Source organism: Streptomyces sp. NBC_00829 (assembly GCF_045161795.1).
Taxonomy (GTDB): domain Bacteria; phylum Actinomycetota; class Actinomycetes; order Streptomycetales; family Streptomycetaceae; genus Streptomyces.
In genome coordinates this window covers 2,710,825-2,728,030 of sequence record NZ_CP108867.1, presented here as the reverse complement: position 1 = coordinate 2,728,030, position 17,206 = coordinate 2,710,825, and the positions used below count along the sequence as shown (strand labels likewise).

Annotated in this window: 10 protein-coding genes; 7 read left to right on the top strand and 3 right to left on the bottom strand. The window is 72.2% G+C overall.

The window, feature by feature from the left end; all coding sequences use genetic code 11:
• Window positions 1-111: 111 nt before the first annotated feature.
• From OG293_RS11330 to moeZ, 5 genes are all read left to right on the top strand, one after another.
• Window positions 112-1,788, top strand: a complete 1,677-nt coding sequence (locus OG293_RS11330; RefSeq protein ID WP_405998663.1) for a DUF3492 domain-containing protein — start codon at window positions 112-114, stop codon at window positions 1,786-1,788.
• Complete coding sequence (locus OG293_RS11325) at window positions 1,785-3,380, top strand: hypothetical protein (protein WP_405998662.1); 1,596 nt, start codon at window positions 1,785-1,787, stop codon at window positions 3,378-3,380. Before OG293_RS11330 ends, OG293_RS11325 begins: the two co-directional genes overlap by 4 nt.
• Window positions 3,381-3,515: 135 nt before the next feature.
• The gene (locus OG293_RS11320) at window positions 3,516-4,475 is read left to right on the top strand and encodes an NAD-dependent epimerase/dehydratase family protein (RefSeq protein WP_405998661.1); all 960 of its coding nucleotides are present in this window, start codon (window positions 3,516-3,518) and stop codon (window positions 4,473-4,475) included.
• Complete coding sequence (locus OG293_RS11315) at window positions 4,463-5,215, top strand: spherulation-specific family 4 protein (protein WP_405998660.1); 753 nt, start codon at window positions 4,463-4,465, stop codon at window positions 5,213-5,215. The genes OG293_RS11320 and OG293_RS11315 overlap by 13 nt, the downstream gene beginning before the upstream one ends.
• 64 nt (window positions 5,216-5,279) lie before the next feature.
• Window positions 5,280-6,458, top strand: coding sequence for an adenylyltransferase/sulfurtransferase MoeZ (moeZ, locus tag OG293_RS11310; protein WP_405998659.1), 1,179 nt, complete (start codon window positions 5,280-5,282; stop codon window positions 6,456-6,458).
• 53 nt (window positions 6,459-6,511) lie between these two features.
• On the opposite strand, the gene OG293_RS11305 is transcribed toward moeZ, so the two are convergent.
• From OG293_RS11305 to OG293_RS11295, 3 genes are all read right to left on the bottom strand, one after another.
• Window positions 6,512-8,080: an alpha/beta hydrolase gene (locus tag OG293_RS11305; protein ID WP_405998658.1), complete on the bottom strand. Its 1,569-nt coding sequence runs from the start codon at window positions 8,078-8,080 to the stop codon at window positions 6,512-6,514.
• A gap of 60 nt (window positions 8,081-8,140) precedes the next feature.
• Window positions 8,141-9,712, bottom strand: coding sequence for an alpha/beta hydrolase (locus OG293_RS11300; protein ID WP_405998657.1), 1,572 nt, complete (start codon window positions 9,710-9,712; stop codon window positions 8,141-8,143).
• A 114-nt stretch (window positions 9,713-9,826) separates the two neighbouring features.
• Window positions 9,827-12,808, bottom strand: coding sequence for a lysylphosphatidylglycerol synthase domain-containing protein (locus OG293_RS11295; RefSeq protein WP_405998656.1), 2,982 nt, complete (start codon window positions 12,806-12,808; stop codon window positions 9,827-9,829).
• A gap of 206 nt (window positions 12,809-13,014) precedes the next feature.
• Between OG293_RS11295 and OG293_RS11290 the strand changes: the two genes are divergently transcribed.
• The gene (locus OG293_RS11290; protein ID WP_405998655.1) at window positions 13,015-13,374 is read left to right on the top strand and encodes an MGMT family protein; all 360 of its coding nucleotides are present in this window, start codon (window positions 13,015-13,017) and stop codon (window positions 13,372-13,374) included.
• Window positions 13,375-13,631: 257 nt separating this feature from the next.
• Window positions 13,632-17,111 (top strand): ATP-dependent helicase, encoded by a 3,480-nt coding sequence (locus OG293_RS11285; protein ID WP_405998654.1) that lies wholly within the window; start codon window positions 13,632-13,634, stop codon window positions 17,109-17,111.
• Window positions 17,112-17,206: the final 95 nt, after the last annotated feature.

Genomic DNA, 17,206 nt, shown 5'->3' with positions numbered 1-17,206 from the left:
GGCGCGACGGACAACCGTCCGTCGCGCCACCGGCGCACAGGCTTACGGTCGTCCCGCTGCGAGTCGCCGAACCAACGGCGGCCGCCCACAAGGGAGATCGGGGGTGCGCTGGTGCGGATCGGACTGCTTACGGACGGTGGTTATCCGTATGTGACGGGTGAGTCCAGGCTGTGGTGCGACCGGCTTGTGCGCGGGCTGGCGCAGCACGAGTTCGACATCTACGCGCTCAGCCGCAGCGCCCAGCAGGAGGACCACGGCTGGATCCGGCTCCCGGCGCAGGTGCAGCGCGTGCGCACCGCACCCCTGTGGGCCCCCGAGGATGACGGGCACACCTACGGCAGACGCGACCGGCGGCGCTTCGTCGGCCACTTCAAGGAGCTCGCCGGGGCCGTCTGCGGACAGACCGACGGCTTCGCGGAAGGTCTCTACGGCCTTGCCGAACTCGCCCGCGAGCGCGGCGGCCTCTATGCCGCGCTCCGCTCTGAACTGGCCGTGCGCGTACTCGAATCCGCCTGCCGCGCCCCCGGCGCGCGCCGGGGGCTGCATGCCGCCACCGTTCCCGACTACCTCACCTTCGTCGATCAGCTGGAGCGCGGCCTGCGCCCCCTCTCCCTCGACTGGTACGGCGAGGACGGGCTCGGCGCCGTCGATCTCTGCCATGCGGCCTCCGGCGGATCCGCGGCCCTGCCAGGCCTTCTGGCCAAACGCTTCTTCGGGGTTCCGCTGCTGGTCACCGAGTACGGAGTCCAACTACGCGCGCACTATCTGGCGGTCAGCGACAGCGAGTTGACCTCGCCTGTACGGGCCCTGCTCGCCGCCTTCCAGGGCGAGCTCGCCGCCGAGGTGTACGACCGGGCCTCCGTCATCACCCCCGGCAACACCCACGCCCGGCGCTGGCAGGAGAAGTGCGGCGCCGACCGGGCCAAACTGCGGACCGTCTATCCGGGCATGGAGGCGGACCGCTTCGCCGCCGTGGGGGAGGGCGACGACGCCGGTGAGGCGCATACTCTCGTCTGGGTGGGCCGCATCGAGCCCGCCAAGGACCTGATTGCCCTGCTCCACGCCTTCGCCGAGGTCCGCAAGGAGGAGCCGCAAGCGCGGCTGAGGCTCTTCACGGCACCCGCGCAGGGCGCCGAGGCGGCGACCTATCTGGCGCACTGCAGGGCGCTGGCCGCCCATCTGTTCCCCGACGAGGCCGCCGACGCGCACGCCGTCGGCGACAACCCCGTCTCGTTCGAGGAGATCGGCGGACCCGAGGCGCCCGAACTGGCCGACGCGTACGCCGGCGGCAGTGTGGTCGTCCTGTCCAGTGTCGTCGAAGGCTTTCCGATCAGCCTGGTCGAGGCGATGTTCTGCGCCCGCGCGACGGTGTCGACGGACGTCGGGGCGGTCGTCGAAGTCATCGGCGGTACCGGCCTGGTCGTGCCCCCGCGCAATCCGCGGGCGCTCGCCGACGCCTGTCTCGCGCTGCTGCGCGACCCGGAGCGGAGGCAGCGGCTGGGAGCCGCCGCGCGCGCCCGCGCACTCGAACTCTTCACGATCGAGCAGAACCTGACGGCATTTCGCGGCATTTACCTGGAGCTGATCTCGCACTCCCCGGTGCGCCGCGAGGCCGTCGACGAGGACGGCGAGCCGCTGCCCTTCGGGCACCCCGCCGAGGCCCACGTGCCGGGCCACTGGACCGGCGGCGCCCCGTCGAACGGCCGCACCCCGCGCTGGGCCGCCGTGCCGCGCCAGGTGCGCGGCATCGTCGGCACGGCCGTCATGCCGAAGGAGGCAGGCGCATGAGGACATCCCGTATCACCGAGAGCGCGGTGGGCGCGGAAGGGGCCTCGGACACCTGGGGCGCCGGGGATCCGGAGAGACCCGGAAGTCTCGGCGCCGCCGACGTGACCGCCTCTGATCCCCGCATTCGGCCCGACGTGAGCGAGGGCGGCAGCAGGAGCGGCAGCAGGAGCGGCGGCAGGAGCGGCGGCAGTGCTTCCGCAGAGAGCGCCGCCGACAGCGGCACGCTCGGCGCGCGGGCGGACAGTGCCCGCACTCTGCCCGACGAGGATGCCGGTGGCGCAGATACCGCAGCAGGCAGTGCAGGTACCGCAGCAGGTGGCGCGGGCGGTGTCGGTGGTGCAGGTGGCGCCACCGGCGCCCGCAGCGTGTCCTCCGAGGACGCCTCGCATCCCGGCGGGCCCCACCCGCCTCCCGGCCACGGCGGCCGGGACACCCGCTCCGACGCCCTGGTCGCCGCCGTCCTTGCGGACGAGTCCGCAAGGACCCGCAAACCGGCCGCGGCCCCCCGGCCGCCCCCCGGCCCCCGGCGTGGCCCCGCCGATCCCGTCAAGGCGCTGATGCACCGCCACCGGGAGCTGTGCGAACGGGCCGTCGACCCCCTGGAGATCGCCGCCGGTCTCGAAGCCCACGGAGTCACCGACCGGACAGCCGCCCGCTTCCGCCACCGGGATGTCTTCTCGCTCGCCGAGGAGCTGTACGCGCGCGTGCCCCGCGGAGCGGAGTCGCCGCAGACCGCCGACAATCCGGCACGCGCCGCCGGGGCGCGCGCCGCGCGGAGCCCCGAAGCCACCGGGCGCCTACTCCTCACGCTGCTGCCCGGCGCCGCCTGCGCCCTTGCCGTCGTCGGCATGGAGGCGACCGAGGGCGGTGCCCGGATCGCCGCTGCCGCCACCGGCGCGACGGCCGTGGCCGCGGCACTCACCCTCTGTCTTCGGCGTGGCCCCCTGCGCGCCGAGGGGCGCACGGTCCCTGCCCTGCGCCTGTGGACCCTCTGGCTGCTGGCCCACGTCGCCTTCGGCGAAGGACTTCTGAACGGCCTCGTCGCCGGCGGCCCGGACGGCGCCCTGCTGATGACGCCCGCCCCGTTCGTCGGGCTCGCCCTCGCCGTCGCCCCCGCGGCGTGGTGCGCCCGGTTCTTCTCCGTGCGGGCGCGCCGAAGGCTGGACGGCAGCCGCGGCCTCGAAGAGTTCGCCTCCGGCGCACGCCCCCTGCTGTTCGGAGCCGTCGCGCTGTACGTCTGCGCCCTCGCCGCGCTCCTCGTCCTCGTCGGCCTCGCCCTGCCGCACGAGGGGCTCGTTCCCGCCGCCGCCCTCGGCACCCTGCTGTTCCTCGCGCGGCTGCTGATCGTCCACGGCTTTTCCCACTCGGCGGCGGTCGGCCTCGGAACCGCCTGCGCCGCCGAAATCCTCGCCCCCGTCCTGCTGCTGGCCGGGCGCCTGCCCGGCTGCGGCTTCCTGGCGCGGCCCGTCGAGGCGGCCGTCGGCGCCTGGGGCGCCGGCGCTGTACCTGCCGTCGCCTGCGGGGCCGCCGCTCTCGGCCTGCTCGCCCACGCCACCGCTGCCCTGTCCCGGGCCTCGGCGCACACCGTCTGACCCCCGCTCCCCCGGAGCCGACACCGCGAGAGCACCCCGGCGCCCGTGCCGGCATCGACAGCAACACCCCTAAGGAGAAAGCGACATGACCCCCCAACAACCCACCGAGGCCCGTCGGCACCCAGGGGCCGCGCGATGAGGGTGCTCCTGCTCGGTGCCAATGGATTCCTCGGCCGCTTCGTCGCCGACCGGCTGCTCGCCGACCCGGCCGTGCACCTCACCGCCCTCGGACGCGGCGACGACGCCGACGTACGCTTCGATCTCGCCGGAGGCAGCCCGGGGGCCCTCACCCGCTTCCTGGGCGCCGTTCACCCCGGCGTCGTCATCAACTGCGCCGGCGCCACTCGAGGCGGCGCCCGCGAACTGACCCGGCACAACACCGTTGCCGTCGCCACCGTCTGCGAGGCCCTGCGCCGCAGCGGCTGCGGTGCCCGGCTCGTCCAGCTCGGCTGCGCCTCCGAGTACGGTCCCTCCCCACAGGGGTCCTCGACCGCGGAGGACGCGGTCCCGCGCCCCGGCGGCCCGTACGGCGTCAGCAAGCTCGCCGCCACCGAGCTCGTCCTCGGCGCGGGCCTGGACGCCGTCGTGCTGAGGGTGTTCTCGCCCGTGGGGCCCGGCACCCCGGCCGGTTCCCCACTCGGCCGCCTCGCCGAGGCGATGCGCCGCGCCATGCAGTCCGGCGACGGCGAGCTGAAGCTCGGCGGCCTCGGTGTGCAGCGCGACTTCGTCGATGTACGGGACGTGGCGCGGGCCGTGCACGCGGCCTCGCTCTCCGCCGCGCAGGGCGTCGTCAACATCGGAACCGGGCGTGCGGTGCGCCTGCGGGACGCAGCCGCGGTCCTCGCCAGGGTCGCGGGCTACGCCGGCGCACTGCACGAGCTGGAACCGCCCTCCGGCCGCCCCTCCATCGGCTCCCCGCGTTCCGAGTCGGTCATGGAGCAGCTGCCCCAGGCGCCCACGCCCTACCCCGACGGCTGCGGCAGCTGGCAGCAGGCGGATGTCCGCACCGCCCGCGACCGCCTCGGCTGGCGCCCGCGGATCAACCTCGAAGAGTCCCTCGCCGACATCTGGATGGAGGCGGCATGCCGCATCTGACCACGACGGGCACGCAGCTCTCCGCGACCGGCGCGGAGAGACTCGGCTTCGGCGTCCCCGGCTATGCGCATCCGCTGCTCGCCCCCGTCGAATGGGCCGAGCTGACCCGTCCCGGCACACCGCTGCACTGGGTCGTCCTCAATGTCGACGACGGCCCGGGGGACCGCCCCGATCCGCACTGTCTGGAGGCCGCGGGCAAGCTGCGCAACGCGGGCGTGCGCGTCCTCGGCCATCTGGACATGGCGCACGGCTCGCGCCCCTTCGGCGATCTCGTCGCGGACGCGCACCACTATCTGGAGTGGTACCGCGTCGAAGGCTTCCTGCTGGACCGCTGTCCGACGGATCGCGCCGACCTCCAGGGAGTGCGGCGTACGACGGCGACGCTGGAGGCGGTGCTCGACGGCGGCCATCTGGTCCTGGGGCACGGAGCACATCCGTACCCGGGCTATGCGGAGGCCGCCGACCAGCTGGTCACCTTCTGCGGGCCGTGGGCGGACTACCGGTGGTCGCAGGTGGCGGAGTGGACGGCCGACTACCCGCCGGAGCGCTTCGTCCACTTCGTCCACGGCATTCCGCGCACGCATCTGCGGGAGGCCACCCGTATCGCACGCTGGCAGGGCGCCGGGACGATCTTCTTCACCGACCGCGGTGATCAGAGCGGACATAACAGTGCATTTACGTCACTGCCCGGTTACTGGGACGAAATCGTCTCGCAGATCGGACCGGGTGTCTCGGAATGAGGAGGGCCATGGCAGTGTTACGGGGAGAACGAACTGTACTGACATACCGACCAACGGAGTCCCCGTGTCGCTGCCACCCCTGGTCGAGCCAGCTGCTGAGCTCACCGTCGACGAGGTCCGCAGGTACTCCCGCCACCTGATCATCCCCGATGTCGGGATGGACGGGCAGAAGCGGCTGAAGAACGCCAAGGTGCTCTGTGTGGGCGCCGGCGGCCTGGGTTCGCCGGCCCTGATGTACCTCGCGGCGGCCGGTGTCGGCACGCTCGGCATCGTGGAGTTCGACGAGGTCGACGAGTCCAACCTGCAGCGCCAGATCATTCACAGCCAGGCGGACATCGGCCGCTCCAAGGCGGAGTCCGCCAAGGACTCCGTGCTCGGCATCAACCCGTATGTGAATGTGATCCTCCACGAAGAGCGGCTCGAAGCCGAGAACGTGATGGACATCTTCAGCCAGTACGACCTGATCGTCGACGGCACGGACAACTTCGCGACCCGCTACCTGGTCAACGACGCCTGTGTGCTGTTGAACAAGCCGTACGTCTGGGGCTCGATTTACCGCTTCGACGGCCAGGCATCCGTCTTCTGGTCCGAGCACGGTCCCTGCTACCGCTGCCTGTACCCGGAGCCCCCGCCGCCGGGCATGGTCCCGAGCTGCGCCGAGGGCGGCGTCCTCGGCGTGCTCTGCGCGTCCATCGGTTCCATCCAGGTCAACGAGGCCATCAAGCTGCTGGCCGGCATCGGTGAGCCGCTCGTCGGCCGACTGATGATCTACGACGCCCTGGAGATGCAGTACCGCCAGGTCAAGGTCCGCAAGGACCCTGACTGCGCCGTCTGCGGCGAGAACCCCACCGTCACCGAGCTCATCGACTACGAGGCCTTCTGCGGCGTCGTGTCCGAGGAGGCCCAGGAGGCGGCGGCCGGTTCGACGATCACTCCCAAGCAGCTCAAGGAGTGGATCGACGAGGGCGAGAGCATCGAGATCATCGATGTCCGTGAGATCAACGAGTACGAGATCGTCTCGATCCCCGGCGCGAAGCTGATCCCGAAGAACGAGTTCCTGATGGGCACGGCGCTCCAGAGCATGCCTCAGGACAAGCGCATTGTCCTGCACTGCAAGACAGGTGTCCGCAGTGCGGAAGTCCTCGCGGTGCTCAAGTCCGCGGGCTTCGCGGACGCGGTGCACGTCGGCGGCGGCGTGATCGGCTGGATCAACCAGATCGAGCCGGACAAGCCGATCTACTGAGAGCGGTGTGTGAGGGCCCGGGACCGAAACGCCGGTCCCGGGCCCTCGCGCCGCTACGAGCAGGTCTTCCCGTCGGCCGGGACCTTGCCCTGAAGCAGATACGCGTCCACCGTCCGGGTCACACAGTCCGCGTTCCCGTACGCGCCATGGCCCTCGCCCTTGTTGGTGAGCAGCACCCCGACACCCGCGCCGAGTTCGTCCGCCATCTTCTTCGCGCCCTCGTACGGCGTCGCCGGGTCGCCCGTGGTGCCGACGACCAGGATCGGAGCCGCGCCCCCGGCCGAGACATCGGGTGTCACCGACTTGCCCGGCACCGGCCAGTCGGCGCACCAGCCGGCCAGGTCCCAGGCCAGATACGGGCCGAAGACCGGCGACACCTTGGTGAAGTCGGCCAGATGGCGGGACTTGACCTCGGCGGCTGTCGCCCGGCCCTTGGTGTCCGCGCACGATATCGCCCGCTGAGAGTGGTGCCGGGTGCTGTAGTGCCCCTTCGCGTCACGGGTGTTGTACGCGTCGGCCATCCGCAGCAGGGGGGTGCCGTCGCCCTTCTCCGCCGCGTCCAGTGCCTCGGTCAGGTACGGCCAGCCGTCCTTGGAGTACAGCGGGAAGACGATCCCGGTGAGCGCCAGACTCTGGGTGAGCGTGCGGCCCTCGGTGGTGGGCAGCGGTCTGCGGTCCAGCGCGTCCAGGAGCTTCACCACGCGCCGCGTGCCGTCCTTTGCCCCGACGCCCCGGCTCTTGAAGTAGTTCTCCAGGGCGCGCTGGAAGCCCAGGGCCTGGCCGCGGGAGTGTGCGGTGTACTCGGCGGTGGGATCGACGACGGCGTCCAGGACGATGCGCCCCACGCGCGAGGGAAACAAGTGGGCGTAGACGCCGCCCAGTTCGGTGCCGTACGAGAAGCCGAGGTAGTGGAGCTTGTCGTCGCCGAGGACCTGGCGCATCAGGTCCATGTCGCGGGCGGCGTCGGCCGTGCCGACACGCGGCAGCAGCCGTCCGGACTTCTTGGCGCAGCCCGCTCCGAAGGCGGCCGAGTCCGCCAGATACGCCTTCTCCTCCTCGGGTGTGTCGGGCGTGAAGTCCAGCCGGTGTCCGGCCTCGGCTTCCTTGTCGCCCCGGCAGGTCACCCCGGAGCTCTCGGCGACCCCGCGCGGATCGAAGCTGACCAGGTCGTAACGGCTGCGGAGGGTCGTGAACTGCCCGGCCGACCCCGGCAGTGCGGCCACCCCCGAGCCGCCGGGCCCGCCGAAGTTGAACAGCAGCGAGCCGATGCGCCGGGAGGGGTCCTCGGCCTTCGAGCGGATCAGCGCGATTCCGATCGTCCCGCCCGCCGGTTTGCCGTAGTCGAGCGGCGCCTTGAGTACGGTGCACTGCCACTGTGCGCCCGGCGCCTTGGCGTAGCTGCCCTCCGCCTTGACCGGGGCCTTGCAGCTCTTCCAGTCGAGCCGCTGACCGGTGAGCGCGGCGGGCAGGCCCGGGGCGTCATGATCCGGCCCGGACGTGGATGCCGACGGACCGGCGCCGTTTCCGCCCGCCCCGGCCTCGGTGCCCTCGCAGCCGGTGGCCGCACCGGCCAGCAGCAGCGCGCTCACCGCCAGGGCCCCCGCCCGTACCCGCATCGTCATACATGCCCCCCACTGGACTCGAAGATTGGTTCGACATCCTATGCGGGGCCACTGACAGTCTTACCGGCAGACCGTTCCGGCGGCGGGGACCTTGCCGTCGAGGAGGTAGCCGTTCACGGCCTGCTGCACGCACTTGCTGCCGCTGTTGTACGCGCCGTGCCCCTCGCCCCGGTAGGTGAGTTCGATGCCGACCCCCTTGCCGAGGGCGTCGGCCATCGCCTTCGCGCCTTCGTAAGGGGTCGCCGGGTCACCGGTGTTGCCGATGACCAGGATGGGCGGCGCGCCCGGCGCGGACACGTCGGGTGTGGACCATGCGCCGGGCACCGGCCACTTGGTGCAGCCCAGCAGCCCCCAGCCGAGGTAGTCGCCGAAGACGGGGGACGCCTGACGGAATTCGGGCAGCTTCGCCTTGGTCTGCTCCAGCGACCAGCGGTCCTTGAAGTCGACGCAGTTGATGGCCGCGTTCGCGGCCTGGATGTTGCTGTAGTGGCCGGTCTCGCTGCGGCCGTTCATCGCGTCGGAGAGGGCGAGCAGCAGAGCGCCGTTGCCGCCGTCGGCCTCGTCGAGTCCCTGCTCCAGATACTGCCAGTACTCCTTGGAGTACAGCGACTGCGCGATCCCGTTGGTGGCCTGGCTCTGGGTCAGCTTCCGGTCGCCGACACCCGGGATCGGCTCCTTGTCGAGCTTGTCGAGGAACGCGGTGATCCAGTCCTGGATCTCCCGCGGTGTGGAGCCGGGCAGCAGACAGTCGTCGCCGCGCTTCACACAGTCCGCGGTGAAGTTGTCGAGCGCGAGCTGGAAGCCCTTCGCCTGTCCCAGGGAGCCCTGTTCGGAGGTCTTGGTCGGGTCGACGACGGCGTCGAAGACCGCCCGTCCGACCTTGGTCGGAAACAAGTGGGCGTAGACGCCACCGAGTTCGGTGCCGTACGAGATGCCGAAGTAGTGGAGTTTGTCGTCGCCGAGGACCTGGCGCATCAGGTCCATGTCGCGGGCGGCGTTGGTGGTGCCGACGTACGGCAGCTCTTCCCCCGAGTGCTTGCCGCAGGCGTCGGCGAAGGACTTCAGCCCGTTCGTCAAGGTCTTCTCCTCGGCGGCATCGTCGGGTGTCGCGTCCTCCTGGTAGTACGCGTCGAGCTGCTCGTCGGCCAGGCACTCGACGGCCGCGCTGCGGCCGACTCCGCGGGGGTCGAAGCTCACCAGGTCGTACCGCGTGCGCAGGGGGGCGTAGTCGGCCGCGGCGGCGGGCAGATTGGCGACCCCGGATCCTCCCGGTCCGCCGAAGTTGAAGATCAGGGAGCCGATCCGTCGGCCCGGGTCGGTGGCTCTGGCGCGTATGAGGGCCAGCTCGATGGTCTCGCCGCCCGCTTTCGCCCAGTCGAGCGGGGCGTCCATGAAGGAGCACTCCCAGGTGGTGCCGCCGGGAAGGGGCGAGGGCGGGGTGCCGCCGCCCTCCGCCTCCGAGGGCGCGGGACACGGCTGCCAGTCCAGCGTCTGGTCGGCGAGCTCGGCGGCCCTCGACTGTCCCGACTCCTTGCCCTTGTCGCCGCTGTCGGAGCAGCCCGCGGCGGCCAGCAGCACGGCGACGGAGGCGGCGAGGGCGGCGGCGGGCACGGCGGAGCGAGAGGTCGGCATGCGGCCATGGTGCGCCGCGGGCGCGGGCGGCGCCTGCGACGACGGTCCATGCGAGTGGCGCGCAACGGGCCGGGTCCCTCAGGGCGTCGCAGGACCCGTTACGGCAGGCAGGCTTTAGAGCGAACCCCTGCGCGTGAGGTGGTTGAAGGCGAACCACCCGGGCAGCACCGGCAGCCACAGCGTCATCATGCGGTACAGCAGCACTGCCGGCGCCGCGACCTCCTTCGGAACCCCGGCCACGATCAGACCGAAGGTGAGCGCGCCTTCGACGGCGCCCACACCGCCGGGCGTGGGAGCCGCGGAGCCCAGCGCGTTGCCCGCCAGGAACACCACGGCGATGCTGGCGTAGCTGAGCGGCTGGTTGCCGTTGTCGAAGGCCCGGATGGAGGCGTCCAGACACATCACGAACACACCGGTCAGCAGCAGCATCCCGCCGATGCCGGTGAGCAGCTTGACGGGCCGCTGGAGTACGTCGAGCATGCGCGGCACGACACCGGCGAAGAGCGACCGCAGCCGCGTCGAGACGAACTTCCGCAGGAAGGGGATCGCCGTCACCACGAGCACCAGCACGGCGACCGTCAGCAGACCGGCGATCACGGTCCTGGAGGGGGTGAACGACGCTGTCCGCTCCGTACCGGTCAGATAGCCGAACGAGAGCAGCAGCAGGACGTGCGCGCCCAGCCCGAACAGCTGGGACGCCCCGACACTCGCCACCGCGAGTCCGGGACGGACGCCCGAGCGCTGGAGGAAGCGGGTGTTCAGGGCGACACCGCCCACGGCCGCCGGGGCGACGATCTTGACGAAGGACCCGGCGACCTGCGCGAGGACGGTCCGCAGGAACGGCACCCGCTCGGGCACGAAGCCCAGCAGACTCATCGCCGCCGCGAAGTAGCTGAGTGCCGAGAAGGCGACCGCGGCCGCCACCCAGCCCCAGTGGGCCTGGCCGAAGACCGTTCCGAAGTCGATGCCGGCGAGCTGTGAGAGCAGGAAGTACGCGGCGACCGCGCCGGCGATGAAGCTGACGAGCGTCCGCGGCCTGATCCGCTCCAGGCGGACCGGCTCGGCCGGTGCCTGCGGCCTGATCAGCAGCATCTGCCGGCGGATCTGGGAGAGCAGATCCTCCTCGCGCGCCTCGTCCATGGCCACGTCCATGGCCTTCTTGTCGGCCTGCTTCTCCGCGCGCTCTGTCTTGCGCACCACCCTGGGGTCGGTGTGCGCCTCTTCCGTACGGGCCCGCTTGGCGGCGGCCGACGCCTCCAGCACGGCCTCCCGCTCACGCTGCGACCGCTCGCGGGCCAGCCTGCGCAGCGTCGCCCGCGTCGAGCGGCTGAGCGCGATCGGCTGGAGCAGCGGCAGACAGTCGGCGATCTTGTCGGGGCCGAGCACCTCGACCGCCGTGGCCACCGCCCGTTCGGCGCCCGCGCGCAGGCCGACGGTGGTCAGCAGCTGCGCGATGTCCATACGCAGCACCAGGTCGCCCGCGGCGATTTCGCCGCCGCGCAGATCGGTCAGGATCACCTTGCCGGAACGATCCACCAAAATTGCGTCGCCGGTGAGCCGCCGGTGCGCGATACGCCTCGACTGGAGCGCCTTCACCTGTCGCCACGCACCGCGCACCACGTCGTCGGTGACCTCGTCGTCGTCCATCGCGTCCAGCGAACGGCCGCCCAGGTGCTCGTACACCAGCATCACGGCGTCCGGGCCGAGTTCCGAGGTCGCGATGAGCTTGGGCGCGTTGGCTCCGGCCGCGATCGCCGCGTACGCGAGCAGCGCCTCCTGTTCCAGCGCCTGGCGCAGCGACTGGATGGACCGCCTGGTGGTGATCGAGCGCAGCGTCAGCCGCCGCCACACCCGGTAGAAGAAGCCCTGTGCCTGCTGTTCCCGGTCGACGACGGTGACGTCGAGGGGCGAGCCCTCCTCCAGCGTGACCAGATAGCGCCGGCCGCGGTCGCCCTGGTCGGCGGAGTCGGGAATGTCCTCGGCGCGCATGGCGGTGACCGGGCGGAAGCCGACATGGCGAAGACCTGCCAGCAGGGTCTGGCCGGTGGGTCGGACGTTGGGTGAACCGACGGCGTAGAGCGTTCCGTACGCGACGGTCCAGCCGAGCAGCACGGTCAGGATGATCGAGAACGGGGTGGTGTACCCGGCGACCAGCATCGCGAAGGCGTCGAGCAGCAGAACCACCCACAGGACCACGCGCCATCGGGGTCTGCGGGACATCCCGACGGCCGTCATATAGGCGATGACGGGTGCGAGATAGCCGTGCACGGGGTCGGTCAGGCCGCCGCCGCTCTGGGCCTGGGTCAGGGCGTCCTGGAGCGTGTCGGGGGCGGCCCTCGCGACCCACAGGTCGGTGGCCAGGGTGGCGCCGTGCGCGAGCACGGCGGCGAGGACACCGTCCGCGATGCGCAGACCGTCGCGTTTGACGAGCCGTTCGATGGCGAAGGCGACAGGGACGAGGAGCACGGCGATGCTGGACGCCAGACCGGCGATCTTGACGAACAGATCGGGGGCCTGGCCGGTGCCCTTGTTGATGTCCTGTTCGAGGCCGGAGGTGGTGCCGTGGGCGAAGGCGGCGACGGCGAGCACCACGGCGATCGCGAGGATGCCGATCAGCAGGCGCAGCAGATCGGAGGGGCGGTGGACGCGGGCAGCGAGCAGCGGCTCGTCGCCCGAGACGCGGTCGACGCCGGCCACACCGGCGGCCTCGGCTGCCGCGGTGGCCTTGGCGGCGGCTTTCTCCGCCTTCCTGCCCGACCCGGCCCCGGGGGTCTCGTCCTTCGGCCCGGCGGTCTTGTCCTTCGGCCCGGCGGTCTTGTCCTGCGTCCCCCCCGGCTCGGCCCCACTCTCGGCCGGGCCGTCCGCCGCGCCGTCTGCGGTCGGGCCGTCCGCCGTCGTTCCCTCTGCGGTCGTTCCCTCTGCGGTGGGCTCCCCTGCTTTCCTTGGCTGGGCCGGGTCCGTCGCTTTCCCGGCCTCCGCCGGGTCGCTCGCGCCCGTCTGAGCGGCGGGCACCTCCCGTGCCGCCGACGTCATGGAAGCGGGCGCGTCCGGGTACGGCTCGGCCTCAGGGGTGCTTGCCGCCTTCGGAGGCTGCACGCCCTGCTCCTTCGCCGTCTCGGTCTCTTCTTGATCTCGTATCACCAGTCACCGCCCGCATGATGGTGGCACGACCGGACGACAGAGGGAGGCATCAGGGTGCATCGCCGGGGAGCGAGGTGCGTAAGATACGCCCCTTTGCCCCTTGCGGTCGATGGGGTGCACGCTCTCGGCCGCCCGGGGCGTTGTCGGTGGTGTGGGGCAGGATGGGTCGGATGGAAGAGCTGCCGGAGTACGCGGAGCGGGTGCTCGAGGTCGCCGAGCTGATCCCGCCGGGCCGGGTGATGACCTACGGCGACGTCGCCGAGTGGCTGGACGAGGGCGGCCCGCGGCAGGTCGGCCGGGTCATGGCGCTGTACGGCGGCGCGGTGCCCTGGTGGCGCGTCGTCCGTGCGGACGGGACGCTGCTGCCCGGCCACGAGCTGAGCGCCCTGGCGCAGTACCGCGCGGAGGAGACACCGCTGCGTGACGCCCCGCGCAGCGCCGACGGCCGTCTGCCGCGCCTCGATATGCGACGCGCGCGGTGGGACGGCGGCGAGGGTGCCGACGACAGCGCTCACATATGACAGCTTCCGCCCATCCGTGACGGTTCGGCTGCTCGGACGACCGTACGGAGCACCAGGAGCACGCGGAGTGTCCGATGTACAGGGAGCAGCCGACGTACACCGTCTCTTGTCAGCGCGCACGGTACGCGACCTCTTTTCAGCGCGCACGGTACGCGACGGACTCACTGCGGCCCCGCCGGGCGCTGGCGTAGCGTCGTCGGCACGCGGCACGAACCGCTCCATCAGCACCAGCACACCCACCAGGACCGGCGATCCACGTGAGCTCCTCCTCCACCACAGGGCGTACGCCGTACCGGCAACAGGTACGGCAGGGTGTCCCCCCACGCCCTCAAGGGGGTAGGGGAAGGACTCCCGGCGCCTACCGACTGGTGCGTACCCCGCCGGGACCAGTGGCTCCCCCTCTCCTGGACGCAACCCAGCGTGCCGTGGTTGACCATGCTCACGGTCCGCTGCTGGTGCTGGCCGGTCCGGGCACGGGAAAGACCACCACGCTGGTGGAGGCGGTGGCCGCACGCGTGGCACAGGGCGGGGATCCGGAGCGGATCCTCGTGCTGACCTTCAGCCGCAAAGCCGCCGTGGAGCTGCGTGACCGGATGGCGCTGAGGCTCGGCGGTGCGCGGGGCCCGCAGGCCACGACCTTCCACTCCTTCTGCTACGCGCTGGTCCGGGCGAACCAGGAAGCCGATCTCTTCTCCGAGCCGCTGAGGCTGCTCTCCGGTCCTGAGCAGGACGTCACCGTGCGCGAGCTGCTGGCGGGCCAGCTCGATCTGGAGACCGAGGGTCTCGCACGCAACCGGTGGCCGGACGAGCTGCGGGCGTGCCTGACCACGCGCGGCTTCGCCGACGAGGTACGGGCGGTGCTCGCGCGGAGCCGTGAGCTGGGCCTCGGACCCGACTCCCTGGCCCGTTTCGCGGCCCGGACGGGCCGCCCCGACTGGGGGGCGGCCGCCTCGTTCCTCGCCGAGTATCTGGATGTCCTGGACATGCAGGGGGTGCTCGACTACCCGGAACTGGTGCACCGTGCGGTGCTGCTGGCGGAACGCATGCCGTCCGGATTCCCCTACGAGGCGGTGTTCGTGGACGAGTACCAGGACACCGACCCGGCCCAGACCAGGCTGCTCCAGGCGCTCGCCGGCCAGGGCCGGACGCTGGTGGCCTTCGGAGACCCCGACCAGTCGATCTACGCCTTCCGCGGCGCGGACGTGAACGGCATCCTCGACTTCCCCGACGTCTTCCGGCACGTGGACGGCAGCCCGGCGGGCGTGGCGGTCCTGGCCACGTCCCGCCGCAGCGGCGCGGATCTGCTGACGGCGACCCGTCTGCTGACCCGCAGGATGCCGCTGCCCCGCCTTCCCTCGGAGAAGGTCCGGGCCCACCGGGAGCTGGCCGCGGTCCGGGAAGGCGGCCGGGTCGAGACGTACACCTATCCGACGGCCTCCACGGAACTGGACAACATCGCGGACATCCTGCGCCGCGCCCATCTGGAAGAGGGTGTCCCCTGGCGTGAGATGGCCGTCCTGGTCCGCGCGGGGGACCGCACCATCCCCTCGGTCCGCCGCGCCCTGACGTCGGCGGGCGTTCCGCTGGAGATAGACGGCGACGACGTCCCGCTGCGCCACGAGCCGGCGGTGGCTCCCCTGCTGACGGCTCTGCGCGCTGTGGCGGAGGCGGCGACAGCGGAGCGGCGGCCGGAAGAGACCGATACGCCGGCGGTCGGGGCCGATCCCGAGTCCGTGCGGGAGGCTTCAGGGGCCGACCCGGAGTCCATGCGGGAGGCTTCAGGGGCCGACCCGGAGTCCGCGCTTCGGGCGGCCGAGGAGGCCGGGCCCGGCGGCGAGCACAAAGGCACCACCGAAGCCGCCCCCTGGCTCGGCACAGAGACCGCACTCACCCTTCTCGTCTCCCCTCTCGGAGGCATGGACACGGCTGATCTGCGCCGCCTCGGACGCGCCCTTCGGGACGAGGAACGGGCCGGCGGCAACCGCGTGCCCCCGCCTTCCGACGAGCTCCTCGCCCGCGCCCTCGCCGAACCCGAACGGCTGGTCGCGCACGACCCCGCGTACGCCCGCGGTGCCCAGCGGCTCGGCGCGCTCCTGCGCAAGGCACGCGAGCTCCTCGACGGCGGAGGCACCGCCGAGGAAGCCCTGTGGGAGCTCTGGGAAGGCACCCCCTGGCCGCAGCGCCTCGAACGCGCCGCCCTCCGCGGCGGCGCCGCCGGCCGCAACGCCGACCGTGACCTCGACGCCGTCTGCGCCCTGTTCGACACCGCGGCACGCGCCGAGGAGCGCACCGGCGGCCGGGGCGCGCTCAACTTCATCGAGGAGATCGAGGCGCAGGACATCGCCGCCGACACCCTGGCCAAGCGCTCCGTGCGGCCCGACGCCGTACGCCTGATGACCGCTCACCGCTCCAAGGGCCTCGAATGGAGCCTCGTGGTCGTCGCCGGGGTACAGGAGGGCCTCTGGCCGGACCTCCGCCGCCGGGGCTCCCTCCTGGAAGCCGACCGCATCGGACGCGACGGCCTCGCCGAACCTCTCACCCCCGGCGCGCTCCTCGCCGAGGAGCGCCGGCTCTTCTACGTGGCCGCCACCCGCGCCCGCGACCGGCTCGTCGTCACCGCCGTCAGGGCCCCCGCCGACGACGGAGACCAGCCGTCGCGCTTCCTCACCGAACTCGGCGCGGAGCCCAAGGACATCACCGGCCGCCCCCGCCGCCCGCTCGCGGTCGCCGCGCTCGTCGCCGAGCTGCGGGCCACCACCGTGGACCCGCAGGCGACTCCCGCGCTGCGCGACGCGGCGGCTCACCGTCTTGCCCGGCTGGCCGCGCTGACCGACGAGGACGGTCAGCCCCTCGTACCCGCCGCTCACCCCTACCGCTGGTGGGGCCTGTTCGAGCCCACCCACAGCAAGCTCCCGCTACGGGACCGGAACCAGCCCGTCACCCTCTCCGGCAGCGCGCTGGACCAGCTCGCCAATACCTGCGCCCTCCAGTGGTTCCTGGGCCGGGAGGTGAAGGCGGACGCGCCCGCCACCGCCGCGCAGGGCTTCGGCAATGTCGTGCACGTACTGGCGGACGAGGTCGCCTCCGGACATACTCCCGCCGACCTGGCCGTCCTCATGGAGCGCCTCGACTCGGTCTGGAACGCCCTCGTCTTCGACGCCCCGTGGAAGTCGCAGCAGGAGAAGCAGCACGCGCGCGTGGCGCTGGAACGCTTCCTGCGCTGGCACGTCATGGACCGCGGCGGCCGGGCCCCCGCGGCGACCGAACACGGCTTCGACGTGACCCTGGAGGCGGGGGAGTACGAGGTCCGCATCCGCGGGTCCATGGACCGCGTCGAGCAGGACGCGGAAGGGCGTGCGTACGTCGTCGACTTCAAGACCGGCAAGCAGACGCCGACCCGTGACGAGGTGGCCCGCCACCCGCAGCTGGCGGTCTACCAGCTCGCCGTGCGGGAGGGCGCGCTCGACGACGCCTTCGACGGCCGCCGCCCCGAGCCCGGCGGCGCCGAACTCGTCCAGCTGCGCCAGGCCGCCGCCAAGAAGGAGGGCGGAGACGACCTGCCCAAGGTCCAGGCGCAGGAGCCGCTCACGGGGGAGTGGGTCGGCGATCTGCTCGCGACCGCCGCCGGCCGCGTCCTCGACGAGCGCTTCACCCCGACCACCGGACAGCACTGCACCCACTGTTCCTTCCGCGCGTCCTGCAGCGCCCAGCCGGAAGGCCGCCAGACAGTGGAGTGATGCGGCGCTGTGACGCGGGTCACGAAGGCCGTGCATCGGATCGTCGCCCCGGCCGTCTCGGCGCCGCCGTCGCGGCGGGCTCGACTCCGCGCCCG

Bases quoted from the DNA above. Each gene is read 5' to 3' on its own strand.
- OG293_RS11320 (WP_405998661.1), top strand. From the start codon at position 3,516: ATGAGGGTGCTCCTGCTCGGTGCCAATGGATTCCTCGGCCGCTTCGTC.
- OG293_RS11300 (WP_405998657.1), bottom strand. From the start codon at position 9,712: ATGCCGACCTCTCGCTCCGCCGTGCCCGCCGCCGCCCTCGCCGCCTCC.
- OG293_RS11325 (WP_405998662.1), top strand. From the start codon at position 1,785: ATGAGGACATCCCGTATCACCGAGAGCGCGGTGGGCGCGGAAGGGGCC.
- OG293_RS11315 (WP_405998660.1), top strand. From the start codon at position 4,463: ATGCCGCATCTGACCACGACGGGCACGCAGCTCTCCGCGACCGGCGCG.
- OG293_RS11290 (WP_405998655.1), top strand. From the start codon at position 13,015: ATGGGTCGGATGGAAGAGCTGCCGGAGTACGCGGAGCGGGTGCTCGAG.
- OG293_RS11305 (WP_405998658.1), bottom strand. From the start codon at position 8,080: ATGACGATGCGGGTACGGGCGGGGGCCCTGGCGGTGAGCGCGCTGCTG.